Origin of the sequence: Glycomyces rhizosphaerae, assembly GCF_042647865.1 — a bacterium.
GTDB classification, from domain to species: domain Bacteria; phylum Actinomycetota; class Actinomycetes; order Mycobacteriales; family Micromonosporaceae; genus Glycomyces; species Glycomyces rhizosphaerae.
Genome location: NZ_JBHRWO010000020.1, coordinates 118,392 through 141,914, shown reverse-complemented (window position 1 = coordinate 141,914; position 23,523 = coordinate 118,392). Strand labels below are relative to the sequence as shown.

26 protein-coding genes are annotated in these 23,523 nt (G+C 70.1%); 5 read left to right on the top strand and 21 right to left on the bottom strand.

All coding sequences use genetic code 11. From position 1 onward, the window contains the following. Positions 1-265 precede the first annotated feature (265 nt). Positions 266-676, bottom strand: a complete 411-nt coding sequence (locus tag ACFO8M_RS19820; protein WP_387978752.1) for a hypothetical protein — start codon at positions 674-676, stop codon at positions 266-268. A 234-nt stretch (positions 677-910) separates the two neighbouring features. Here ACFO8M_RS19820 and ACFO8M_RS19815 point away from each other — a divergent pair, with 234 nt between their 5' ends. Further along, the gene (locus tag ACFO8M_RS19815) at positions 911-1,837 is read left to right on the top strand and encodes a sugar kinase (protein WP_387978751.1); all 927 of its coding nucleotides are present in this window, start codon (positions 911-913) and stop codon (positions 1,835-1,837) included. Beyond that, the gene (locus tag ACFO8M_RS19810) at positions 1,834-2,433 is read left to right on the top strand and encodes a bifunctional 4-hydroxy-2-oxoglutarate aldolase/2-dehydro-3-deoxy-phosphogluconate aldolase (RefSeq protein ID WP_387978749.1); all 600 of its coding nucleotides are present in this window, start codon (positions 1,834-1,836) and stop codon (positions 2,431-2,433) included. Before ACFO8M_RS19815 ends, ACFO8M_RS19810 begins: the two co-directional genes overlap by 4 nt. 60 nt (positions 2,434-2,493) lie before the next feature. On the opposite strand, the gene ACFO8M_RS19805 is transcribed toward ACFO8M_RS19810, so the two are convergent. The 12 genes from ACFO8M_RS19805 to ACFO8M_RS19750 all read right to left on the bottom strand — a co-directional run bounded on the left by ACFO8M_RS19805 (position 2,494) and on the right by ACFO8M_RS19750 (position 14,138). Continuing rightward, positions 2,494-3,009, bottom strand: a complete 516-nt coding sequence (locus ACFO8M_RS19805) for an adenine phosphoribosyltransferase (protein ID WP_387978748.1) — start codon at positions 3,007-3,009, stop codon at positions 2,494-2,496. Positions 3,010-3,174: 165 nt separating this feature from the next. Continuing rightward, positions 3,175-3,561, bottom strand: coding sequence for a DUF4234 domain-containing protein (locus tag ACFO8M_RS19800; RefSeq protein WP_387978746.1), 387 nt, complete (start codon positions 3,559-3,561; stop codon positions 3,175-3,177). A gap of 150 nt (positions 3,562-3,711) precedes the next feature. Continuing rightward, positions 3,712-4,587 (bottom strand): carbohydrate ABC transporter permease, encoded by an 876-nt coding sequence (locus ACFO8M_RS19795; protein ID WP_387978947.1) that lies wholly within the window; start codon positions 4,585-4,587, stop codon positions 3,712-3,714. Positions 4,588-4,592: 5 nt separating this feature from the next. After that, positions 4,593-5,564, bottom strand: coding sequence for a carbohydrate ABC transporter permease (locus ACFO8M_RS19790; RefSeq protein ID WP_387978744.1), 972 nt, complete (start codon positions 5,562-5,564; stop codon positions 4,593-4,595). Positions 5,565-5,575: 11 nt separating this feature from the next. Continuing rightward, a complete protein-coding gene (locus ACFO8M_RS19785) occupies positions 5,576-6,874 on the bottom strand; it encodes an ABC transporter substrate-binding protein (RefSeq protein ID WP_387978742.1) in 1,299 nt (432 codons plus the stop codon). Between the two features lie 321 nt (positions 6,875-7,195). Then, a complete protein-coding gene (locus tag ACFO8M_RS19780) occupies positions 7,196-8,401 on the bottom strand; it encodes an ROK family transcriptional regulator (RefSeq protein ID WP_387978741.1) in 1,206 nt (401 codons plus the stop codon). Between the two features lie 83 nt (positions 8,402-8,484). Continuing rightward, on the bottom strand, positions 8,485-10,140 hold the full coding sequence (gene ptsP / locus ACFO8M_RS19775; RefSeq protein WP_387978739.1) for a phosphoenolpyruvate--protein phosphotransferase: 1,656 nt from the start codon (positions 10,138-10,140) through the stop codon (positions 8,485-8,487). Positions 10,141-10,156: 16 nt separating this feature from the next. Further along, on the bottom strand, positions 10,157-10,423 hold the full coding sequence (locus ACFO8M_RS19770) for an HPr family phosphocarrier protein (RefSeq protein WP_387978737.1): 267 nt from the start codon (positions 10,421-10,423) through the stop codon (positions 10,157-10,159). 20 nt (positions 10,424-10,443) lie between these two features. Then, a complete protein-coding gene (locus tag ACFO8M_RS19765) occupies positions 10,444-11,916 on the bottom strand; it encodes a PTS fructose transporter subunit IIC (protein ID WP_387978735.1) in 1,473 nt (490 codons plus the stop codon). 22 nt (positions 11,917-11,938) lie between these two features. Continuing rightward, complete coding sequence (locus ACFO8M_RS19760) at positions 11,939-12,385, bottom strand: PTS sugar transporter subunit IIA (protein ID WP_387978733.1); 447 nt, start codon at positions 12,383-12,385, stop codon at positions 11,939-11,941. Positions 12,386-12,402: 17 nt separating this feature from the next. Further along, positions 12,403-13,380, bottom strand: coding sequence for a 1-phosphofructokinase family hexose kinase (locus tag ACFO8M_RS19755; RefSeq protein WP_387978731.1), 978 nt, complete (start codon positions 13,378-13,380; stop codon positions 12,403-12,405). After that, a complete protein-coding gene (locus tag ACFO8M_RS19750; protein WP_387978729.1) occupies positions 13,377-14,138 on the bottom strand; it encodes a DeoR/GlpR family DNA-binding transcription regulator in 762 nt (253 codons plus the stop codon). Before ACFO8M_RS19750 ends, ACFO8M_RS19755 begins: the two co-directional genes overlap by 4 nt. Positions 14,139-14,336: 198 nt before the next feature. Here ACFO8M_RS19750 and ACFO8M_RS19745 point away from each other — a divergent pair, with 198 nt between their 5' ends. After that, the gene (locus tag ACFO8M_RS19745; RefSeq protein WP_387978727.1) at positions 14,337-14,843 is read left to right on the top strand and encodes an O-acetyl-ADP-ribose deacetylase; all 507 of its coding nucleotides are present in this window, start codon (positions 14,337-14,339) and stop codon (positions 14,841-14,843) included. 62 nt (positions 14,844-14,905) lie between these two features. Beyond that, entirely contained in the window at positions 14,906-15,781 is an 876-nt protein-coding gene (locus tag ACFO8M_RS19740) for a hypothetical protein (protein WP_387978725.1), read from the top strand. 91 nt (positions 15,782-15,872) lie between these two features. Here the strand turns inward: ACFO8M_RS19740 and ACFO8M_RS19735 are convergent, their stop codons facing one another. The 5 genes from ACFO8M_RS19735 to ACFO8M_RS19715 form a co-directional block, all read right to left on the bottom strand. Beyond that, complete coding sequence (locus ACFO8M_RS19735) at positions 15,873-16,328, bottom strand: hypothetical protein (RefSeq protein ID WP_387978723.1); 456 nt, start codon at positions 16,326-16,328, stop codon at positions 15,873-15,875. A gap of 267 nt (positions 16,329-16,595) precedes the next feature. Further along, the gene (locus ACFO8M_RS19730) at positions 16,596-17,159 is read right to left on the bottom strand and encodes an exonuclease domain-containing protein (protein ID WP_387978721.1); all 564 of its coding nucleotides are present in this window, start codon (positions 17,157-17,159) and stop codon (positions 16,596-16,598) included. A 33-nt stretch (positions 17,160-17,192) separates the two neighbouring features. Further along, positions 17,193-18,317 (bottom strand): methyltransferase, encoded by a 1,125-nt coding sequence (locus ACFO8M_RS19725; RefSeq protein WP_387978719.1) that lies wholly within the window; start codon positions 18,315-18,317, stop codon positions 17,193-17,195. A 69-nt stretch (positions 18,318-18,386) separates the two neighbouring features. Continuing rightward, complete coding sequence (locus ACFO8M_RS19720; protein ID WP_387978717.1) at positions 18,387-19,025, bottom strand: class I SAM-dependent methyltransferase; 639 nt, start codon at positions 19,023-19,025, stop codon at positions 18,387-18,389. Positions 19,026-19,069: 44 nt separating this feature from the next. After that, on the bottom strand, positions 19,070-19,708 hold the full coding sequence (locus ACFO8M_RS19715; protein ID WP_387978715.1) for a class I SAM-dependent methyltransferase: 639 nt from the start codon (positions 19,706-19,708) through the stop codon (positions 19,070-19,072). A 144-nt stretch (positions 19,709-19,852) separates the two neighbouring features. Here ACFO8M_RS19715 and ACFO8M_RS19710 point away from each other — a divergent pair, with 144 nt between their 5' ends. Continuing rightward, complete coding sequence (locus ACFO8M_RS19710) at positions 19,853-20,125, top strand: acylphosphatase (protein ID WP_387978713.1); 273 nt, start codon at positions 19,853-19,855, stop codon at positions 20,123-20,125. Between the two features lie 6 nt (positions 20,126-20,131). Here the strand turns inward: ACFO8M_RS19710 and ACFO8M_RS19705 are convergent, their stop codons facing one another. From ACFO8M_RS19705 to ACFO8M_RS19695, 3 genes are all read right to left on the bottom strand, one after another. Further along, positions 20,132-20,320, bottom strand: a complete 189-nt coding sequence (locus ACFO8M_RS19705) for a hypothetical protein (RefSeq protein ID WP_387978712.1) — start codon at positions 20,318-20,320, stop codon at positions 20,132-20,134. Positions 20,321-20,380: 60 nt separating this feature from the next. Next, positions 20,381-22,291, bottom strand: a complete 1,911-nt coding sequence (locus ACFO8M_RS19700; protein WP_387978710.1) for a hypothetical protein — start codon at positions 22,289-22,291, stop codon at positions 20,381-20,383. A gap of 176 nt (positions 22,292-22,467) precedes the next feature. Next, positions 22,468-23,454: a sulfite exporter TauE/SafE family protein gene (locus tag ACFO8M_RS19695; RefSeq protein ID WP_387978708.1), complete on the bottom strand. Its 987-nt coding sequence runs from the start codon at positions 23,452-23,454 to the stop codon at positions 22,468-22,470. Positions 23,455-23,523 lie beyond the last annotated feature (69 nt).

Genomic DNA, 23,523 nt, shown 5'->3' with positions numbered 1-23,523 from the left:
GCCCGGAAATGGAAACGGGGCGGGCCCGCACGGCATCGCCGCAGGCCGCGTTCCCGCGGCCCGAGCGCTTCCGGGCGGCCCCGCCCCGTCAACCCCAGAGCAAAGTCCCTGTGGAGGCCGACAGGCCGGACGCTCCCGCGCCGTGCCGCGTCCCTCCACAATGAGGTCGACCGAACATCCTTCGGACAGAACGATGTTCGAACGTGTCGAAGCTAGCGATTATTTCGAACACTGTCAATACCGGGGTCCAGCCCGCGGGCTCCGGTCACCGGACCGGGCAGCGCATGGAGAGATTCATGGCGGCGTCGTTGCGGAACTCGGCCTGGGCCTCTTCGAGGGCGTCGGGGTCCGCGGGATCGGCGTCCGCGACCATCTCCTGGGCCTGCATGGCGAAGTCGGCGGTCAGCGACTTCAGCTCGAGGTCCTCGATGTCGGTGCCGATCGCGTCCAACTGGTCGAGCACGCCGTCCACGCTCTCCTGGTCCGCGCTCGCGGCCAGGTCAAGGGCGGTCCAGGTGCGCTCGCAGTCGGCGGCGTACTGCTCGGTGTCGCGCTCGAGGTCCTGGTTGCCGGGGTCGGCCTCGTCCACGCCGCCGAGGCATTCGGTGAGCATCCACAACACGATCAGGACGCCGATCGTCCACGCGAATATCTTCACCAGCCGCAGCTCGGGCATGATCGCCTCCAGGATGAGAGGCCTGTGCCACACAGTCTACGCGGGACGGCGGCCCGAACGAGGGAGCCGGAACGCCGTGCCCCCTGCTTCCCAACGACTGTCCTTCTCCAGGACCGCGCTTCTCAACCTCTGGGCGGCCCCGCGCCCGCAGTTTTGTGTATGCGTTTTCCACTCGGTAGGCTAAGGCGACCCCGAACCCCCATTCGCGCGAGCCGCGGACACGAAGGGAGCCACATGGACGTCCTGTGCCTGGGCGAATCGATGATCGTGCTCGCCCCGTCGGCCGCGGGCCCCCTCCGCAGTGCCGTCGACCTCCACATGGGGGTCGCCGGGGCCGAATCGAACGTCGCCGTCGCACTCGCGCGGCTCGGCGCGCACGCCGCCTGGTGCGGCAAGGTCGGCGACGACCCGCTCGGCGAACGCATCCGCGACGTCCTGGACGAAGCCGGCGTCGACTGCTCCCGCGTCCAGACCGACCCCGGCAGGCCCACCGGTGTCTACTTCAAAGACCCTGGGCCCCAAGGCACCCGCGTCCACTACTACCGGCGCGGATCGGCGGCCTCCACCATGGGGCCCGGCCACCTCGCCGATGTCGCTGGCACCGGCGAACCACCCAAGATCCTGCACCTGTCCGGCATCACCCCGATCCTCTCGGACTCCTGCGCCGCACTCATCGACGAACTCCTCGTGGACCGGGCGCTCGACCCGGCACTGGTGAGCTTCGACGTCAACTACCGGCCCGCACTGTGGCCCGTGAGCGAGGCCGGGCCGGCCCTCCAGCGCCTCGCAGGCGCCGCCGACATCGCATTCGTGGGTCTCGACGAGGCCCAGACCCTGTGGGGCGTCAAGACCGCCGACGACGTGCGCGAACTGCTGCCCGACGCGGGCGTCCTCGTCGTCAAGGACGGCGGCGACGGCGTCACCGCCTACGAAGGCGACCGCCGCATCTACTCCCCCGCCGAACCGGTCGACGTGGTCGAACCGGTCGGCGCCGGCGACGCCTTCGCCGCCGGTTTCCTGTACGGCCGCCTGCACGACGCCTCCCTGGAAGCATCGATGCGACTGGGCCACCGGCTCGCCGCCGGAGCCCTCCGAACCGTCGGGGACCTCGCGCCCCCGCCGCCACCCGAGACCGTCCGAGCCATCCTGGAGGACCAGTGACCTTTGATCAAGGCGACTTCTTCGACCGCCTCTTCGCCGGGCAGCGCGTCATGGCCATCTGGCGGGGCCTGCCCGCCGACGAGACCGTGCAGCTCTCGGAGCGGGTCTGGGACGCCGGATTCGACCTGGTCGAGGTCCCGATCGGCAAACCCGGCCAGGAAGAGGCGCTGGCCGCCGCGGTGAAGGCCGCAGCGCCCGGCGGCCGCGTCGTCGGCGCGGGCACCGTGGTCTCGGCCGGTCACGTCGAGCGAGCGGCGGCCGCCGGCGCGGCCTACACGATCGCACCGGGCTTGAACCCCGCCGTTCTGGAGGCCTCGCACGCGGCCGGGCTTCCGCACCTGCCGGGCGTGGCCACGGCCAGCGAGGTCGGCCTCGCGCGGGACCTGGGCTGCACGTGGGTGAAGGTCTTCCCGGCCTCGACGCTCGGACCGGACTGGTTCAAGGCGATGCACGGGCCGTTCCCGGAGATGAAGTTCGTGGCGACCGGCGGCGTCGGCCCCGACGAGATCGACACCTACCTGAAGGCCGGCGCGTCGGTCATCGGCATGGGCTCGGCGCTGGCCGACCCGGCGAACCTGGCGAAGCTCGTCGGCTGAAGGTTTCCAGGCAAGCGAATGGCGCGTGACATGTCATATGTCACGCGCCATTCGTACGTCTCAGAGTTTGCCGAGCAGCGAGATGACCGGATAGCCGTCGAGGCGGTCGCGGCCCGAGAGGCTGGCGATCTCCAGGAGGGCGGCGCAGGCGGCGACGGTGCCGCCGAGGCCCTCGACGAGGCGCACGCCGGCGGCCATGGACTCGCCGGTGGCGATGACGTCGTCGACCAGGAGGACCCGGTCACCGTCACGCACCGCGTCGGCGTGCATCTCGACCCGGACCTCGGCGTATTCGCCGCGGTAGCGCTCGACGGCCGCCTCGCGCGGCAGCTTCCCGGCCTTGCGGATCGGGATGAGCGGCGTGCCGGTGCGGTCGGCGAGCGGCGCGGCCCAGAGGAAGCCGCGGGCGTCGAACGCCGCGATCGAGTCGTACGGGTGGGCCGCGCAGGCCTCCAGGAGACGGTCGACCGACACGCGGAACGCGTTCGGGGCGGCCAGCAGCGGCGTGATGTCGCGGAAGCCGACCCCCGGCTCGGGGAAGTCGGGGACGACGGGCACGTATTCGGTCAGATCCACAGCGGCAAGATTAGCCGGTCGCGGGAGACGCGGGTGCCGCCAGAGCGTCGCAGTGGCATATCACGCGTCACGCGTCACGCGTGCTGATGTCCGGGGATGGACTGAGCCCCCGGCCGCGTGCGGCCGGGGGCTCTGGGTCGTGTAGCGCCGGGGCGCCGATGGCTGCTAGGCGGGGACGCTCTGGCGGGCCTTGACGGCGTTCACGACGAGGTTCTGCTGGGCCTGGATGTAGCAGAGGTTGGTGCCGGCGAGGAAGCACAGGAGGGTGGCAACGCCGGTGTTGAAGGTCGGGGCCAGGCCGACGGACTCCTGCTCGGCCTTGATGGAGGCGCACAGCTTGAACCAGTTGATGATCGGCACGATGAAGAGCGTGATGGCGCCGAACAGCATCCACACCACGAGGCTGGTGCCGGTGACGTTCTTGGGGTTGTTCGGGTTGACGCCCTGGATCTGGGTGGCGGTCTTGGCGTACCAGAACAGGCCGTAGATGCCGAAGCTGATCAGGGTGAGGCCCCACACGCCGAAGGGGGACCGGATCTTGAGTTCTTCCATTGGGGATGACTCCTTGCAAAAGGGTTTCGGGCGGGTCAAAGCGCACGGCCGCGGGTGGGGACCCGCGGCCGGTTGGGCACGCTGTGACCAAAGTGCAGCTCACATTAGCATCTGCAATTGTCGCCTTTGGAGTGAGGGAGTCCTTTTAGATCAACCTTTAAGCCCGGTTTGCGCCACTCCTTGGACCAGGAATCGCTGCATGAACAGGAAGACGAACACCAGCGGCAGGATCGCCACGAGTGCGGCCACGAACAGCTGCGAGAGGCTGACGGTCTGGGCGGTCAGGAAGGTCGAGAGTGCGACCTGGACGGTCCAGGCGTCGGGCGAGCGGCCGATCACCAAGGGCCACAGGAAGGAGTTCCAAGCGCCCACGAAGGTGATCACGGCGATCGCGGCCAGGAAGTTCCCGGAGTTGGGGACCACGATGCGCCAGAACGAGCCCCAGTAGCCGAGCCCGTCGACGCGGGCGGCCTCTTCCAGTTCCCTTGGGAAGCTGAGGAAGTACTGGCGGCACAGGAAGGTCACGAAGCCGTTGAACAGCGTCGGGATGATCAGGCCGCGGAAGTCCGAGATCCAGCCGAGGCTGGAGACCATGACGAAGCTCGGCACGAAGGTGACCGCGCCGGGGATCATCAGGGTGGCCAGGATCAGGTAGAAGACCTTGTTGGCGTGGCGGTAGGGGATGCGGGCGAGCCCGTATCCGGCGGTGGTGCACAGCAGCAGGGTGCCGACCGTGGTGGTGACCGCGACGATGGCCGAGTTCAGCAGGCTGCGCGCCATCGGCACCGCCGGGTCGTTGAACAGGTCGACGATGTTCTGCCAAGCGGGCGAGGCGGAGAACCACATCCATCCGGGCGCGGTGATCTCAGCGTCGGTCGCGAAGGCGTTGCGCACGATGAGGTAGAACGGGATCAGGAAGAGGACGGCGAGGACGCTGAGGATGACAAGGTTCGCCGCCTGCGCGCTCTTGGTGCCGACGCCGGGCTTGTAGCCGGCGGGTCGCTTGTGCTGGGTCGCGGTCGCCATGCCGCTCACCGACCTTCCTTGTTGCCGAACCCGAGGAACCTGCCCTGCAGGAGGGTCACGATCGCGATGATGAGCGCGAGGATGAGCGCCCCGGCGGAGCCGCGGCCGAGGTCCTGTTGCGTCCCGAGGGCGGTGTAGTACAGGTAGACCAGGGGCGGCCTGGCGTAGGCCTGGTTGCCGATGAGGTTCACGAACTCGTCGAAGGCCTGGTAGGCGGCGATCAGGATGAGCATGAGCACGGCGACGGAGGTGGCCCGCAGCTGCGGCAGCGTGATGTGCCAGAACGTCTGCCGGCCCGGCTTCGCGCCGTCCACGTAGGCGGCTTCGTAGAGGTGCTCTGGGATCTGCTGGAGCGCCGCGATGAACAGGATCATGTAGAACCCGCATTGGATCCACAGGCGCAGGCTGACGATGACCAGCCAGTACCAGGGCGGGTTCGGGTTGAACAGCCAGGCGATGTCCTCGATCCCGAAGAGGTCGAGAATCGAGTTCGCGAGGCCGTAGCGCACGCCGTTGAAGATCGACATCTTCCACACCAGTGCGGCGACCACATAGGAGCATGCGAAGGGCAGGAAGAACACGGACCGGAAGAACGCGCGCATGAAGCGGAGCTTGTTCAGCATGAGCGCCAGGCCGAGCGAGCACGCGAAGGTGAGCGGGACGATGAAGGCCGCGAACACCGAGAAGGTGATGAGGCTGTCCTGGAAGGCCCTGTCGGTGAGCATGTCGACGTAGTTGCCGAAGCCCACGAAGTCCTCGGCGAGCGGGACGACGGTGTTCTGAGCGTCGAAGAACGAGAGGTACGCGCTCCAGACGACCGGGACGAAGGTGAAGACCATCAGCCCGGCGAGGAACGGCCCGACGAACCCCCAGAAGGCGAGCGAAGTGCGCCAGCGGCCCGATCGGCGGGACCGGGGGCGCTTGCCCCCGGTGCCCGCCCGCTCGGTGTCCGCGGCGGCTGCTGCTGAGACTGCCACGGTGCCCCCGACTAACCGAAGATGCTGTCGAGCTCGTCCTGGATGGTCGCCACGGCCGTGTCGAACTCCGCGTCGGGGTCGTTGCCCTCGAGGACGATGTTGGTCATCATGTCGTCGACGGCGGTCTCCATGGTGGGCGTCCAGTTCGGGTTCTCGGCCCAGCCGTATTCCTGGGAGATCCGCACGGCCTCGGCGGCGGGGCCGTCGGCGAGCTGCTCGGCGCTGCCGCGCATGGACAGGCGCGGCGGGATGTGGAAGCCGTAGGAGAGGTTCCAGTCGAGGATGAACTCCTGGTTGTCGACCCACAGCCACTTGACGAACGCCTTGGCCTCGTCCACGTTCGCGGACTTGGCGTTGACGAAGGTGTCCCAGCCGCCGTTGAACACGGTGGGCGTGCCCGAGCCGAAGGCCGGGAACGGGATGACGTTGATGTCGTCGCCGTGCGCTTCGATGATCTGCGGCAGGGCCCACAGGCCGCACCACTGGATCGCGCACAGCTCCTGGATGATCGAGGACGGGTCCCACGCCTCGGTCGGCGCGCCGATGAGGAGCGACGAGGAGTCGTGGAGGGCCTTGACCTGGGCGGCGCCGGCGAGGACGGTGGCCTTGTCGAAGCCGATCTCGTTGGCGTCGGTCAGGAGGGTCTGGCCGGCGGAGAAGACGATCGGCTGGAAGAGCTTGGTGGCCGAGTCGTCGTTGCCGAGGAACAGGCCCTTGACGTCGCCGGTGGTCAGTTCGGCGGCGGCGGCCATGAGCTCGTCGAAGGTGGTGGGCGGCGTGATGCCCTTGGCTTCGAGGAGCGAGGGCCGGTAGTACAGGAACTGCGGGTCGTCGATCATGCGGACGCCGTAGATCTTGCCGTCGATCGTGTTGCGCGCCAGGTCGTCCGGCGTGTAGTCGTCGAGGACGTCGGCGAGGATGTCGTCGAGCGGGACGATCTGCTCGCTCTCGACCATCGCGCGGTTGAGGTGGCCCTCGAACACGTCCGGGTAGTCGCCCTCCTTCTCGGCCAGCAGGCCGGAGGAGAGGGCGGTGTCGTAGTCGCCGGGAATCCAGTTGATGGTGACGGTGGCGTCCTTGTACGCGGCGGCGTACTTCTCGGCGGCCTGCTGCGTGCCGGCCTCGCCGTACTGGTGGTACCACTGCGAGAGGTTGACGCCCTCGCTCGAGCCGCGGCCCGTGTTGGACCCGCAGGCGGCGAGCGCCCCGGCTCCGGCGGTCAGGCCGCCGAGCGCGAGCATGCGGCGGCGGTTCATCGCCAGACTGGCGAGCGTTTGCCTGGAAGGGCTGTTGTTGCTGAAGGCAACCATTGCTAGCTCCTCGCTACGTTGAGAGGTCGGAAGGGCTCCCTGCGACCCCGGGTCATGGTCGACGCCGCAGCGGGGAATCAACACCAGTCGATTCCGCCTCCCAGTGTTGCGAGCGCCACTCACTTTGTCAATGGGTTGAAGTAAGGGCTCGGATAACGATTTGTGCTCGATCATCGTGGGAGCGATCACCCCATAAGCCTCAGGAGTTTCCGCAGCGCACAGCACGAACAGCCCCTCGCCGCCCGGGACGGCTGGGGCTCGTGCGCTCGGATTGGCGGCGGTTCAGGGCCGCCGCCGGACTATTCGGTTGCGGCGCGGCGCTCAGCGGCGGCTGCGGGATCCGACCGTATTCAGGCGGTTGAGGTGGCCCTCCAAAGCCAGCGCGGCGGCGCCGAGGGCGACCATGTTCCGGTCCTGGCCGTTGCGCTTGAGCCGCGCGGCCTTGAGCGGGGCCTCCATGGCGTGCTCGGGCAGGCGGCGCTCGAACTCGGGGATGATGGCGTCGCCGAGGATGCCGGTGACCCAGCCGTCGAAGACGACGAGGTCGGGGTTGAAGAGGTTGAGCAGGTTCGCGACGCCGGCGGCGAGGTACTCCGCGACGGTCTCGACGGTGCGCACCGCGGTGGGCTCACCGGCCTTCCAGGCGGCGGCGAGCGCCGCCATGGCCTCGGTCTGGGAGCCGACGGTGGCGCGGCCGTCGAGCTGGCCCCAGTGCCAGAGGATGGCGGGGGCGCCGACGTAGGCCTCGATGCATCCCTTTGCGCCGCAGCGGCATTGGGGGCCGCCGGGGTTGATGGTGGTGTGGCCCCACTCCCCCGCCGAGTTGGTGGCGCCGCGGTAGAGCTGGCCGCCGAAGGCGAGGCCGGCGCCGACGCCGGTGCCGAGGATGAGGACGGCGAGGCGGTCGACGCCGCGGCCCTCGCCGAACCAGAGTTCGCCGACGGTGATGGTCTTGAGGGGGTTGTCGAGGTAGATCGGGACGCCGAGGTCGAGGCGGTCGGCGAGGAGCTTGCGGAAGGGCACGTCGTGCCAGTTCCAGTTGGGGGCGAAGCCGGAGACGCCCCAGGTCACGTCGACCTGGCCGGGGAGGCTGACGCCGAGGCCGAGGACGGCGCGGTCGCCGAGGCGTTCGCGGACCTGGTCCATGGCGGCGGCGATGTGGCTGATGACCTGCTCGGGAGCGTTCTCGCTGGGTTCCATGCGCTCGTCGACGCGGTCGACGATGGCGAGCGAGAGGTCGTAGACCTCGAGGTGCACGTAGGTCTCCGCGACGTCGACGCCGATCATGACGCCGCCGCCGACGTTGGGCGCCAGGAGCGCCCGGGGCCTGCCGCCGCCGGAGTCCTCGCGGCCCACTTCCACGACGACACCGAGTTCGATCAGGTCGGTCACCAGGTTGGAGACGGTGGCGACGCTGAGGTCGGTCTCCCGGGCGAGGATCTGGCGGGAGGTGGGGGCGTCCGCGATCAGGTGCCGCAGCACTGCGAAGCAGTTGCGGAGGCGGATGTCGCGCGAGGTGGACTTCATGGTTGCATGGTACGGCGCGAATGCCGCCTTTGTAAATGGGTTAGATGAAGGGTCCGGTATCGGCCGGACCGGTAGGCGGCGGTTCAGTAGGCGGCGACGAGGCGGCGGGCTTGGGCCGCGTCCTCGGCGTGCAGGGCTTCGGCGGCCATGCCCGCGCAGTCGGACAGCGTCCTTGTGGACAGTTCGGCGCGGACGGCCGCGACCGCGGTCGGCGCCATCGACAGGCTCGTGACCCCGAGGCCGACGAGGACGCACGCGAGCAGCGGGTCGCTCGCGGCCTCGCCGCAGACGCCCACGGGTTTCTCCGCCTCGCGGCCGGCCTCGGCGGCGAGGCTCACCAGGTCGAGCAGCGCGGGCTGCCAGGGGTCGAGCAGTTCGGCGAGCGATCCGTTCATGCGGTCGGCGGCGAGCGTGTACTGGCCGAGGTCGTTGGTGCCCAGGCTCGCGAAGTCGCAGCCCTCGAGTACCCGAGAGGCGCGCAGTGCGGCAGCTGGTACCTCGATCATCGTTCCCGCCGTGAGGATCCCGTGCGCCCGGCACCGGTCGGCGAACGCGGCGGCCTCGCCGGGGGTCGCGACCATAGGGGCCATGACCCACACGTCGGCCGAGTGCCGTTGCGCGGCTGCGGCGATCGCGGTGAGCTGGCCGTCCAGGAGGGCGGCACCGGCTTCGGTGCGGGCCAGGCGGATGCCGCGCACGCCGAGGGCCGGGTTCGGCTCCTCGCCGTGGTCGACGAAAGCGAGCGGCTTGTCGGCCCCGGCGTCGAGCGTGCGGACCACGACCTTGCGTCCGGTGAACGCCGCGAACACCTGCCCGTACGCCTCGACCTGCTCGTCCACGGTAGGTGCGGTCTCGCGGTCGAGGAACAGGAACTCGGTGCGGAACAGGCCGACCCCTTCGCTGTCGACCGCGGCGGCCGCCGCGAGGTCGGCCTGCGAACCGAGGTTGACCAGGAGCTGCACGGCATGACCGTCGGCGGTGCGGCCGGGGCCGCGGCTCGACGCGAGGGCGGCGGCGCGCTTGGCCTCGGCGTCGAGGACGCGGCGGACGCGCCCGGGCTCGGGATCGGGGACGATCAGCCCGGTGCCGCCGTCGACCAGGACCTCCGTGCCGTCGGCGAGCCCCGCGGCGGCGGGGCAGGCGACGACGGCGGGCAGGCCCATCGACTTGGCGAGGATCGCGGTGTGGCTCGTCGGCCCGCCCTGCTCGGTGATGATCGCGGCCACTTTGGCCGGGTCGAGCGCGGCGGTGTCGGCGGGTGCGAGGTCCTTGGCCACCAGCACGAACGGGTGCCCTGGGTCGGGCAGGCCGGGCATGGGCCGGTCCAGGAGCACGGCGAGCGTGCGGTCGCGCAGGTCGTCGAGGTCGGCGGCGCGCTCGGCCATGTAGCCGCCGGCGGCCTCGAGCGCGGACCGAAAGAAGTCGTACGCCTCGATGACCGCGTGCGGGGTCGACCGGCCGCTCGCGAGCGCCTTCTCGACCTGGTCGGCCAGCGCGGGGTCGCGCGGCATCATCGACTGGGCGTCGAGGATGTCGGCGGAGGGCCCGGTGGCGGCCTCGGCGCGTTCGTCGAGGTCGGCGGCGACCGCTTCGAGGGCGGCCCGGGCCCTGGCGAGCGCGGCCGCCGGGTCGGGTTCGGGCCCGGTGTCGGCGGGCGGGGCGGGTACGGGCGCGAGCCGGGCGCACGGCGCAAAGACGGCGCCCGGGCTCACTCCGATTCCGGTCATCTCGGCGGTCATGTCAGGAAGCTCCTCGTCAGACGTCGCGGTCGGTCTGCAGCTCGGCCACCAGAGCGTCGAGGGACTCCTCGGCGCCGTCGCCTTCGGCCGAGAGGATGACCTCCTCGCCGCCCTTGGCGTCCAAGGTGAGCAGCAGGAGCAGCGAGCGGGCGTCGACCGGCTCTTGGCCCTCCTTGCCGATGGTGACCTTCGCGGGCTGCTCGCCGGCGAGTTTGGCGAACAGCTTGGCCGGGCGGGCGTGGAGGCCCACGTTGGAGGCGATGACTACGCGGCGTTCGGACATTGCGGTTCCTTCCCTGCGGATCAGATGGCGAGCACGTGCTCGTCGGCTTCGGCGGCGGTCTCGGAACGCGCCACGGTCTTCAGTGCGAGCACCGCGAGGCAGGTCGCGACGGTTCCGGCGAGCAGGGCCACGAGGAACCCGCCCCAGTTGCCGATGAGGCCGATGACCCAGATGCCGCCGTGCGGGGCCCGCAGGGTCGCCTCGAAGGCCATGGAGACCGCACCGGCGACGGCGCCGCCGATCATGGTGGACGGGATGACCCGCAGCGGGTCGGCCGCGGCGAACGGGATCGCGCCTTCGGTGATGAACGAGGCGCCGAGCAGCCAGGCGGCCTTGCCCGCCTGCCGCTCGCCGGGCGTGAACATCTTGGGACGCAGGACGCTCGCGAGCGCCAGGCCCAGCGGCGGGACCATGCCCGCGGCCATGACGGCGGCCATGATGGTCAGGTCGCCGCTGGCGAGGGCTCCGACGCCGAACAGGTAGGCGACCTTGTTGACGGGGCCGCCGAGGTCGAAGCCCATCATGGCGCCGAGCAGCAGGCCGAGCAGGATCGCGTTGGCCCCGGAGAGCCCGGCGAGCCAGTCGGTCAGCCCTTCCTGTGCGGCGGCGATCGGCTGGCCGACGACCACGAGCATGATGAAGCCGACCACGAACACGCCCACCAGCGGGATCACCACGATCCGCATGATGCCTTGCAGCGCTTGGCCCGGCTTGATGAGCTTGAGGGCCATGACGACCGCACCGGCGAGCAGACCGGCGACGAGGCCGCCGAGGAAGCCCGCGCCGATGGCGACGGCCACCAGGCCGCCGACGACGCCGGGCGCGATGCCCATGCGGTCGGCCATGCCGAAGGCGATGTAGCCGGCCAGGATCGGCACCAGCATCGAGAAGGCCGTCGCGCCGAGGTACATCAGGACCCCGGCGAACCCGGCCTGGGACAGGATGTCGGTCGGGTTGGCGATGGCCTCGTAGGTCACGCCTTCGAACTCACCGCCGTAGACGACCTGGTTGATCTCCGCACCGCCGATGAGGAACGCGAGGGCGATGAGGATACCGCCCGCGGCGACGAACGGCAGCATGTAGGACACACCGGTCATCAGCCACAGCCGCAGTTTTGCGCCGGGGCCGAGATGCGGCGCCGCCGCCGTCATCGGGGCGACGCCCGCCTCGGGCTTCGCGGCGGGCGCGGCCTGGGCCTTCTCGACGGCTTCGGCGACCATGGCGGCTGCGTTGTTGATGGCGCGCTTGACGCCGGCGGAGACGAGCGGCTTCCCCGCGAAGCGATCCTTGTCGCGCACGTCGACGTCGGCGGCGAAGATGACCGCGTCGGCCTCGGCGATGTCGACCGGGTTGAGCGCTTCGGCGCCCGCGGCGCCTTGAGTTTCGACGTGGATCTCATGTCCGGCGTCCCTGGCGGCCTGTTCGAGTGCTTCGGCGGCCATGTAAGTGTGGGCGATCCCCGTGGGACACGAGGTGACTGCTACGAGCTTCATTGTTCGAGCACCTTCTTCTTCTCTATGAGAGGGATTGCTGGATGAGTGCGGCGACCGCTTCCGCGTCGGGAGCTTCGCGGAGAGCGGTCTTGAAGTCCTGGTGGATGAGCTTGCGGGCGAGTTTGGCCAGGATCGTCATGTGCTCCGAGCCGCCGCCTTCGGGTGCGGCGATGAGGAACACGAGGTCGGCGGGGCCGTCCTCGGAGCCGAAGTCGATGCCGCCCGGGGCCCGGCCGAAGGCGAGGCTGGGGACGGTGACGTGGGCGCTGCGGGCGTGCGGGATGCCGATGCCGCCTTCGATGCCGGTGGGCATCTGCTCCTCGCGGGCGCGGACGTCGGCGAGGAACCCCTCGGCGTCGGTGACCCGCCCGGCGGCGGCGAGCAGACCGGCGAGCTTCCCGGTGGCCTCGTGGCGGTCGGCCCCGGTGAGGTCGAGGTCGATCAGATCGGCGCTGATGAGATCGGACATGTAAGTGCTCCTTCGGTTCAGCTCAGAACCCGGCCGGTGTCCGGGGTTCCGGTGACCTCGACGGCGCCGAGGTCGATGTCGTTCGGGGCGGGCATGATGCTGCCGTGCAGGGACACTGCGGCGGTGCCCCAGGCGACGGCGGCCGCGAGCGCTTCGGGGCCGCGGCCTCCTGCGGCGAGGAAGCCCGCGAGCGCGGCGTCCCCGGCGCCGACGGTGCTGGCGACGGGCCCGGCGAGCGGGGCCTTCGCGTGCCAGACGCCTTCGGCCGCAACGAGGATCGCGCCGTCCGCGCCAAGGCTGGCGAGGACCGCTCCGGCCCCGGCCGCGCGCAGCGCCTCGGCGGCCTTGACCGCATCGCCCAAGGTCGTGATGGGCGTACCGGCGGCCTCGGCGAGTTCTTCGCGATTGGGTTTGACGAGATCGGGGCGGGCGGCCAGGCACGCTTCCAGTGCCGCACCTGAAGAGTCGATGACCGTGGCCGTCCCGGCGGCGCGGGCGCGTTCGACCAGTACGGCGTAGAAGTCGACGCTGACACCGGGCGGGAGGCTCCCGCAGCCGGCGATCCAGGCGGTCGGCCGGTCGATGCTGCTCGAGGGCTTCTGCGAGGCGTAGTTCGGCGGCGCCGCGATGGCGGCGTCGAGCAGCTCTTCGATCTCCTCGGCCCGCAGGACCGGGCCGGCCTCGTTGAGCTTCGTGACGGTGCCGTCGTCTTCGGTGATGGTGAGGTTCGAACGAACCCCTTGGGAGACGGGCACTTCGATGATCGGCACGCCCTCTTCGGCGAGAAGGTCGAGCAGTTCGGTGCCGGCATGGCCGCCGCTGACGAGGACGGCCCGGGTGGCGTGCCCGTTGGCGACGAGCGCCCTGGAGACGTTGACGCCCTTCCCGCCCGGGTCGACCCGATCGCCCTTGGCTCGCTGCACTTCGCCGCGTCGGAGCCGGTCGACCTCGAACGTCCGGTCCAGACTCGGGTTGGCGGTGACGGTGACGATCATGCGCGCACTACTTTCAGGTCGGCGTCTTCGAAGTCGGAGGCGAGGTCGTCGTCGAGCCCGGTGTCGGTGATGAACATGTCGACCTGGTCGAGGGTTCCGAATCGCGCGAGGCAGTCGTTGCCGACCTTGGTGTGGTCGGCGACGACGACGGTCTTCCGGGCCGCGCCGATCATGGCGCGCTTGACTGCGGCCTCGCCGGTGTCCGGAGTGGTCAGGCCGCGTTCGACGCTGATGCCGTTGGCGCCGATGAACGCGACGTCGACGAACGTTTCGGCGAGGGCGCGCAGGGCCCAGTCGTCGACCGCGGCCATGGTGCGGCCGCGCACCTTGCCGCCGATGATGAGGACGGTGAGGCGGGGTTTGGCCGCCAAGTGGGCGGCGATGGTGACGTCGTTGGTGACCACGGTGAGCTCGCGGTCGCCCGGGAGGGCATGGGCGATGCGGGCGGTGGTGGTGCCCGCGTCCAGGAAGATCGCGCCTTCGTGCGGCACCTCGGCGAGGGCGGCGGCGGCGATGCGCTCCTTGGCCTCGATCTGGACGGTGTCGCGGGCGGACACAGTGGGTTCGAAACCGAGGCGCTCCAAGGGGATCGCACCACCGTGGACCTTCTTGACGACGCCTTGGCGCTCGAGGGCGGTGAGGTCGCGCCGGATGGTCTCGGTGGTGACGTCGAAATCGGCCGCCAGGGCCGCGACGTCCACGCGGCCTTCGGTGTGCGCCCGTTCGGCGATGCGCTGCTGACGCTCTTCAGCGAACATGTGGTTTCACCCCCGTTTCATTTGGATTTATTTGGTTATACATGGTTCCTTGTTGCATTGTCAACGAATCGCGGCGACCTCCGCGCATCACGACTCGGTAACAGCCCTCTGACCTCGAACGTTACTGCCGTCCAGGCCCGGCGGCATCGAAACGGCGGCCACCGTGCCGGAGGCGCCCGTGCGTGTTTGAATGCGGATATGGCGATCCAGATCATCAGCGGCGACATCACGAGGCAACGAGTTGACGCGATCGTCAACGCCGCCAACTCCTCGCTCCTCGGCGGCGGCGGCGTGGACGGCGCGATCCACCGCGCCGGCGGCCCGGACATCCTGGAGGCATGCCGGGAACTCCGCCGCGGGCACTACGGCAAGGGACTGCCGACCGGGCAGGCCGTCGCGACCACCGCCGGGCGGCTCGACGCCCGCTGGGTCATCCACACCGTCGGCCCCGTCTACGCCGTAACCCAGGACCGCAGCGAGCTCCTCGCCTCCTGCTACCGCGAATCGCTCGCGGTGGCCGACGAACTCGGGGCCGCCTCGATCGCGTTTCCGGCCGTCTCGGCCGGGGTATACGGCTGGCCTGCGACATCGGCCGCCGAGATCGCCGTGAGCACCGTGCGCGAGACCGCGACGAACGTGCAGGTGATCCGCTTCGTCCTGTACAGCGAGGACGTCCTCGCGGCCTTCCGGCGCGCGATGGACTGAAACGTCGTACCCCTTCGGTACCGTCGACCGCGCCGTCGCAACCGCAATGAAGGGGTCCGCCAGTGAAGAGCCTCAGCAGGGACGCGCTCGCCGCCGCCGAGCGGTACCTGATCCTCAACGCCCGCCTCGTGGACCGGCTCCGGTACGCGCATGAGTTCAAGGGCGGTCCGGCGCTGCCGGTGCTGCACGCGGTGCGCGCCTACCAGAACCCGGACGGCGGCTTCGGAAACGCGATCGAACCGGACCTGCGCGGGTCCGGCAGCCAGCCGCAGGGCGCCGAGGTGGCGCTGTGGGCACTGGACGGTGCTGACGCCTTCGAGAGGGACACCGTCGGCCACCTGCTGCACTGGCTGGAGACGCACTCCACCGAGGAGGGCGGGGTGCCGTGGGTGCTGCCGAGCGTCCTCGACGACGAGCGCGCCCCGTGGTGGCAGCCGGAAGGCGAGAAGCCCCCGGCCACCTTGAACCCGACGGCACCGATCGCCGGACTCCTCCACGCCCACGACGTCGAGCATGTGTGGCTCGAAGCGGCCACCGAGTTCTGCTGGCGTGCCATTACTCAATTGACCGAGGTCGGGGCTTACGACGCGATGGCCGTGCTCGCCTTCCTCGAGCGCGTCCCCGACCGCGCCCGCGCCACCGCCGAGTTCCAGCGCCTCGGACCCTCACTCCGCGCCAGCGCGGCCCTCGACCCCGACGAGCCCGGCCACACCCACTCCCCGCTCGACCTGGCCCCGCGCCCTGACTCGTTGGCCCGCAGCCTGTTCAGCGACAAGGAGATCAACCGCCATCTCGACCACCTCATCGGCGCCCAAGGTGCCGAGGGCGGTTGGGCACCCAACTTCGAGATGTGGACGCCACTGGTCACCCACGAATGGGGCGGCTTCCTCACCTTCGCGAACCTGAGGACCCTGAAGGCCTACGGCCGCATCACCTGAACCGGGTCCGCACGGCCGCCGTCACCGGCTTCGGTCCGGACAGCATTGTGCGACCCCGGCAGCTATGCCGAAGTCGCACGACCCTGGCGGGTCATCTGAGCGTCTTGCTGATGCCGTTCGTCGTGTCAGTGACGACGATGTCCGACCACACGACCCGCATCGGCGGCGCGCAGTCCGGCTGGAAGTCGGCTTCCAGAGTCACCGAGAAGATCGCCTTCCCGTTCTGCACAGGGACGTCGACGTCGCCCGAGACGTCCGTCTTGTTCTCGGCGTTCGGGTTGTTCCCGCCGCGGTTGACGCATTCAGCGGTAGCGGTGACTTCGATGTTGACTTGGTCGATGTTGCCAAGTCCGGCTTCCTTGCCCTCGACGGTCAAGGTGTCCCCGGAAATGGTGTAGGAGACGTTGATGAAGTGCGGGCTTCCGGCCCACGCGGTGGAAGATCCGGCAAACATCAGCGCAAGCGCTGCGAATGCCACAAATATCAGCTTTCTCATGGTTTTCTCATTTGAGAGAAGATCGGTGTGGCCTTCGCGGTCGCCGGCCACTGGCGAAAGGCATTTCGCGGACGCTGCTGTCGCATGATCGGGCCGCGAACGACTGCGGCGCCAAAGGATTGCTGGACCCGGCGTGAACGCCGTTCGGTCTGACCGGTATTGGTGCGTTTCGCCAGCCCGTTTACAATCCCGAACAGGACATATCATACCGCATCAGGATATTACTGGATAGTTCATAAATTAGTCTGTTCGGTCTTGATAAATAACCGAAAGTACTATTCACGGGAATCGTCAACTAAAAGCGCTGCCGAGCGGCGCTCAGCCCCTCCGCCAGTCACCCTTTGCGACGAGGTCGAGGACTAGGGCGGCGATGTTCCAGGCGTCGTCGGCGCCGCTGTGGTGGCGCCCCTCCAGCGGGAATCCTGCGATGTCGAGCGCGGTGGCCATGCCCGGTCTGCGGCGCAGTCCCCGGGCCTCGGTGAACCGCAGTTTCACGTTGGTGTGCCGCTGCCCGAACGGGTAGCGCGTGCCGGTCGCCCGGCATTGGCGTTCGAACTGGTTGCGGTCGTAGTCGCCCCAACTCGCCCAGGGCCGCGAATCGGCCCGATGCTCGTCCACGAGGATGCGGCAGGCCTCCGCGAAGTCCACGCCGGTGTCGACCTCTTCCTGGGTGAGGCCGGTGAGTTCGGTGCAGAAGTCACTGACCGTGGAGCGGCGCGGCCGCACCAGGATTCGGTGTTTGGCGAGCCGTTCCCGCTTGTCCAGGTCGACCACGGTGAGGCCGATCTCGATGATCTCGCTGACCGCCCCGGGCGGCGGCTGCCCCTCCCAGCATGTCGCCTCGACGTCGATCACGTTCAGCAGGCTCAGCGGCGATTCCATGTCCTGCAGCGTAAGCGAGCTCGTCTCGTCGGCTCAAACGGTTTCGGGCCGGAGGCGCCAGAGCGAGGTCACCTCTTTGCGGCGCACGTCGGCGAGGAGGTCGGGATTGCGCTCCGTACCCGGGTGGGTGGGCCGGGTCTCGATGCGGTCGACGACGTGGAGGCCCGCGTCGGCGATGGCCTTCAGCAGGTCGTCTCGGCTCCGCAGGCCGAGGTGTTCGGCGAGGTCGGAGATAACGAGCCAGCCTTCGCCTCCTGGGCGCAGGTGGTCGGCGAGTCCGGTGAGGAACCCGTTGAGCATGCTGCCGTCGGGGTCGTAGACGCCGCCCTCGACGGCGGAGACGGGGCGGCCGGGCAGCCACGGCGGGTTGCAGACGACCAGGTCGGCACGCCCGTCCGGGAAGAGCGCGGGTCCGATCGCTTCGATGCGGTCGGCGAGGCCCAGCCGTTCGGCGTTGTCTCGCGCGCACGCGACCGCGCGCGGGTTGTTGTCCGTCGCCACGACCCGGTCGATGCCGCGGCGGGCCAGGACCGCGGCGAGCACCCCGGTTCCGGTGCCGAGGTCGAAGGCGGTGCTCGGAGCGGGCAGCTCGGGCAGCGGGGCCTTCGCGACGAGGTCGATGTACTCGCCGCGGATCGGTGAGAACACGCCGTAGTGCGGGAAGACGCGGCCGCCGAGCGCGGGAATGTCGACGCCCTTCTCACGCCACTGGTGCGCACTGAGCACGCCCTGCAGTTCGGTGAAGGCGACCGCCATCGGCCCAGAGGGCGGGCCGTACGCCTCAATGCAGGCCTGGCGCACATCGGGAGCCCGGCGCAGGTCCAGTTCGTAGTCGTCACCGAGCAGGACGATGAGACGCCCGAGCACTCGGGCGCGGTGACCGCGGTACTGCCGGTGCCGGTGGAACGTCTCAGCGGCGTCGCGCTGCGGCCCGCGCGGTTCGCGGATGCGGCGGTCCATGGCACTCAGCAGCTGCCGTGCGTTGTGGAAGTCGCCCCGCCACAGCAGCGCGGTGCCCTTGACGGCGAGCCGGTAGGCGGCATCGGCTTTCGTGCGGTCGTCGGCGATGACGACGGCCGAGGGCGCCGGGGTCGCGTTCTCCGAATGCCAGGCCGCGGTACGGGACTGGTCGGCTTCGGTCCAACTGATGGCGGACATTGGATGCTCCCGGTTGAGGACGGCCCGGCCTCCGAGAACAACGATCGGCGGCGGGGCCGATCGCGTCGGCTAGTCGGGTTTGCGGGCGCTGCCGATCAAGTGCGGACTCACCCACAATGGGAACGGGAGGTCCGGGAATCGCCGCGGCGTCAAGGTACCAGTGTCGAACCCCGCGCGCGCCATCGCCGCTCCCGTGTCCCTCGCGGTGTGGCAGCCGCCGAACGCGTGCGACCAGAACACCGCGTCGAACGCCCGCTCCCCCGCGCGGATCACCCGGTTCGCCGAGCCCACGTGCTCGAGGCAGCGCAACTCGCCGCCGGGCTTGAGCACGCGATGGATCTCGGCCAGCGCCTTGTCCTGGTCCTCGACCGAGCACAGCACCAGGGTGGACACGGCCGCGTCGAACGAGCCGGTCTCCACGGGCAGCGCTTCGGCCTGGCCGTCGATCACCGTGATCGTCCGGTCGAGCGCGGCGGCCTGTTCATCGGCGAGGTCGCGGAGGTGCGCCTCGGGTTCGACGGCGACCAGTTCGGTCACGGCACCGGGATAGTGCGGGAAGTTCACACCGTGCCCGCAGCCGACCTCGAGGACGCGTCCTTCGAGTCCCGCCAGGAGGCGTCGGCGCCACTCACCGAGGCCGCGTTCTTCGAGGGAGGCGGCGAGTCCGGGGTACCAGCGGGCGAACAGGCGGCGTCGGCGGCGGGCCATGCGTGCCTCCTCTGGGGACGTCTCTACCCCGAGCCTATGCCGCGCTATTCGAGTTTGCGGGCGGTGCCGACGATGTGCGGGCTCTTGGAGACCGGGAACGGCAGGAACGGGAAGCGCTCGGTGCTCATGCCCTCGGTGTCGAAGCCGGCCTCGCGGATCGCGCCGAGGGTGTCCCGGGAGAGGTGGCAGCCGCCGTTGATGTGGGTCCAGAGCACGGCGTCGAGGACCTTCTCGGTCGTGTGCCTCGCGCTGCCGGGCGAGCGGACGTGTTCGAAACCGACCAGTGCCCCGCCGGGTTTGAGCACGCGTTTGATCTCGGCCAGCGCGTCGGCCTGGCTGTCGACCGAGCAGAGCACGGCGGTGGCGACGACGGCGTCGAACGAGCCGGTCTCCACGGGCAGCGACTCGGCGGTGCCTTCGATGATCGTGGCTTTGAGTCCGAGTTCGTCGGCGCGCTCGCGGGAGAGGTCGCGGAAGTGCTCCTCGGGTTCGACGGCGACGAGTTCGGTCACGGCGTCGGGGTAGTGGGGGAAGTTCGCGCCGAAGCCGCAGCCGATTTCGAGGATGCGCCCTTCGAGCGGGGCGAGGAGCCTCGCGCGCTCCGCGCCGAGGCCTCGTTCCTCGAGTCGTGCGGCGGCGTCGGGGTACCAGCGGGCGAACAGGGGGCGCTTGCGGCGTGCCATGGGAGTGCTCCTGCGGGGGTTGGCTAGGAATGGTCCTGCTTCGGAGCCTAGCGGTGGGGGCGGGGGCGGGGTGGACCGCCGGTGTGCCCGCGGATGGAGGGCGAGGCCACTACACTCGCGGGTTGTCGGCGAGAGGGGGCGGCGGTGCTGCGGCGACGGGTGCTCGTCGGGGGACGCGTGCAGGGCGTGTTCTTCCGGGCGGAATGTCGGCGGGAGGCGCAGTCGTCGGGGCTGGCCGGGTGGGTCCGCAACCGGGCGGACGGCACCGTCGAGGCGGTGTTCGAAGGTCCTGCGGCGCAGGTCGAGGGCATGGTCGCCTGGGCGGGGCACGGCCCGTCGATGGCGGTGGTCAGGAGCGTCGAGGTCTTCGAGGAGGAGCCGGAGGGCCTGGTCGGTTTCGAGGTCCGGTACGAGTGACCGGGCTCAGTCCTCGTCGTTCTGCGACCGGGCCAGGAGCGCCACCGCGATCACGATGGCGACCAGCAGGATCACGGCCACCAGCAGGGTGTCGACGGCGAACAGGGCGTTGAACATCTGGGCGGCGAACGGCGCCAGGATCGCGAGCAGCGCGGCCAGGGCGATCCATCTCGCGTTGCGGCGCATGAAGTCCATGGGCGCTCCTCTCGGTTCCCCTCGAGCCTACGGGAGGAACCGGAGGAAAACGGCCGCGGCTCAGTTGGTCCGGGTGTTGGGCAGGTGGTCGCCGAGGTAGCCGATCCAGATCTTCCCGGTCGCGCCGCCCGCGTCGTCGAGGAAGTGCATGCGGGGTGCGGGCGAGCCGACCGGCTGGAGCTTGATGTGGGAGGGCATGAACACGCGCCCGGACGGGTCGATCTCAGCTGGGACGCGGAAGACCCGGGCCCGGTAGTACTTCGGGTTCCCCGAGACCGAGTCGGACTCCTTCATGGACACCATGGTCGGGGTGATGATCGGGGCCCCGGGGAGCGGGCGGCTGCACCAGTCGTAGAAGCCGCCGGTGAAGCGGGCCTCGGCGCGGGCGGCGGCGTAGGCGTCGAGGGCGCGCAGTGCGTCCCAGGTGCGGCCGGTCCAGCGGCGGCGCTGGCGCGGGTACGTGACGTCGAGTTTGGACACTTCGGTGTCGAGGGTGTCGGGCAGGTCGAGGTGGCGCAGCTGCTTGCGGGCGCGCTGGACGACGTCCATGAGGCTCTCGGCCTCCCAGGGGCCTTCCGCGTCGGCGTCGGCCTGGACGCCGTAGACGGGGTCGGCGTGTTCGGCGAGGCGGCTCTCGAGCCACCGGATGCGGTCCTGGGCTTTGCGTTCGTGCTCTTGGAGTTCCACGAAGTCGAGTTCGAGCTGGTCGTATTCGCGGCGCAGGTGCTCCAGTTCCTGGGTGGGGCCGTGGGAGCCGAGGAGCCCCGCGGGTCCGACGGCGCGAGTGAGGGCTTCGAGGTGGGCGGACATGGTCTTGATGAGCGCGGTGGTCTCGGAGTCGCCGCCGCGGGCCATGTCGACGAGGGCGGCGAGGACGCTGTCGTCGAGGCGGTCGGCGAGTTTCGCGGCGATGGCGTCGGCGAGGTCGGCGGTGACGGCCGGTTCGGAGTCGGTTCGCGGTTCGGATTGCGGCTCAGCGGGTTCGGTCGGCAGTTCGGGTTGCGGTTCCGGTGTCTCGGCGGGTGGCTGTGGTGTCGGGTCGATGGTCCGCGTCTCCGGCGGTGCGGCGGGTCTGGGGATCTTCGGTCCGCGGGGGACGGCTATCGCGGCCGGACTGGGCGGCGCGGCGTGGAGTTCGCCCGGCGGTAGGGCGCCGGCGAGGATGCGGGTGATCCTCGGTTCGCTCTGGCGTATGTCGGTGGGCAGCGGCCGGTGCACCGAGAGCTCGACGACCCCTTTGACGACCACTTCGAGTGAGCGGACGCCCTGGTCGCGTATCGCACCGCCGCCGCGGGGCTGGTGGCGCATCGCGTACGTCTCCTTCCCCGGGCGCACCCCGGGCAGGTAGGTGCGCAGGCCGCCGCCGAAGACGCTGAGGTCGCCGCCGAGCCAGGAGTTCAGGTCGTCCTGGGTGCGGGCGTCGTAGAGGCGGGCGACGACGGCGACGCCCGCGAGCGTCTCGGCGAGGTGGTCGGCGCAGGCGGCGACCAGGTTCGGGTCGGAGCGGTCGACGGTGAGGACGATGACCGGGACGCCGCGGTCGGCGCGGGCGAGCCAACCGGTGAGCTCCTTGACCTCTTCGGGGCCGATGAGGTGCGCCCCGGCCTCGACGGGGACGGCCCCGTCGGTGGCGCGGCCGGTGGCGAGGAACGCGGGCATGAAGCCGGGGGCGGTCACCTCGGCCTCGTCGAGATCGCCCTCGACGGTGACGCGGACCCAGCCGGGCGCGCCCTTGTGGCCGGTGGCCCAGGTCGCGGTGGTGCGGAGCCGCCCGCCGCCGGTGGGCGAATCCTGCGTGTAGCGCCCGCAGAGTTCGTTGTCGGCGAAGGCGACCCGGGTGCGGCCGCGCGAGTGTTCGAGGGTCGGATCGCCGTCGTCCTCGACGCCGGCCCAGGCGGCGAAGCACCGCCGCAGCCGGGGCCCGAGTCGGGGCCCTCCGTCCCGGAGCAAAGCTTGATAGAACTGCGTCACGGCGCCTCCAACGGTCCAGCTCACGGCCACGTTGAGGCAACATGCTACTGGAAGTTCACTTGGCGGTCATCGTCCAAATCCAATAGGGACTGTGAATGCGGGACGCGGTGGACACGGCTCTGGCCCGCACCGTTGAGCGGTGCGGGCCAGAGTCCAAGCGGGACAGCTGAAACGGGTCAGGCGGTATCGGCGGCCGGCTCGTCCGCGCGGACGGGCAGGTCGGCGGGCGTCGCCGAGTCGTCTGTCGGGTTGTCGGCGGTGGGATTGTTGGCCTTGTCCAGGACGGGACCGCCCACGTCGCGTTCGGCGAGGTGGCGGCGCACCGAGTAGGCGACGGCCGCGATCCAGGCGGCGGCGATCGCGATGTAGACGGCGATCGCGATCCCGCCGGGGGCGGCGATCCAGTCGCTGCGCAGCAGGGTGCGGGCGTTCGTGAGGACGATGAGGCCGCCGACCGCCGAGCCGAGGACGCGCGGGGGCAGGTGGCGGACCAGCCAGGCCGCGACCGGGGCGGCGATGAGGCCGCCGAGGAGCAGGACGCCGACCCACGTGAAGTTGATGTTCTCGCTGCCGAGGCCGATGAGGAAGCCGGCGGAGGCGGCGATGGCCACCAGGAATTCGGCGGTGTCCACCGATCCGATGACCTTGCGCGGCTCGATCCGGCCGCTCGCGAGCAGCGCGGGCGTGCCGACCGGGCCCCAGCCGCCGCCGCCCGTGGCGTCGATGAAGCCGCCGACGAGCCCCAGCGGCGCCAGGAACCGCTTGCGCAGCGGCTTGCCGAGGTTGCGGCGGTCCAGCCCGCGGAAGGTGAAGCGGATGAGCAGGTAGAGACCGAGGGTGAACAGGATGGCGGACATGATCGGCGCGGCCGACTCGGTGGAGAGCCAGGCCAGCAGGGTGGCGCCCGCGAAAGCGCCGACGGCGCCGGGGATGCCGATCTTGAGGACGACCTTCCAGTCGACGTTGCCGAAACGCCAGTGCGAGGCGCCCGAGGCGAGGGTCGTGCCGATCTCGGCGAGGTGGACGGTGGCCGAGGCCGACGCGGGGTTCGTGCCGATCGCCAGGAGCAGGGTCGCCGAGGTGGCGCCGTAGGCCATGCCCAGGCTGCCGTCGATGAGCTGGGCTACGAGGCCGACCAGACCGAGGAGGACGAGGGAGCGCAAGAGGGAGCCTTCCGAGCGATGACCGGTTCGATTACTCTACCAAATCTATGGGAAATATAGATTGAGTGG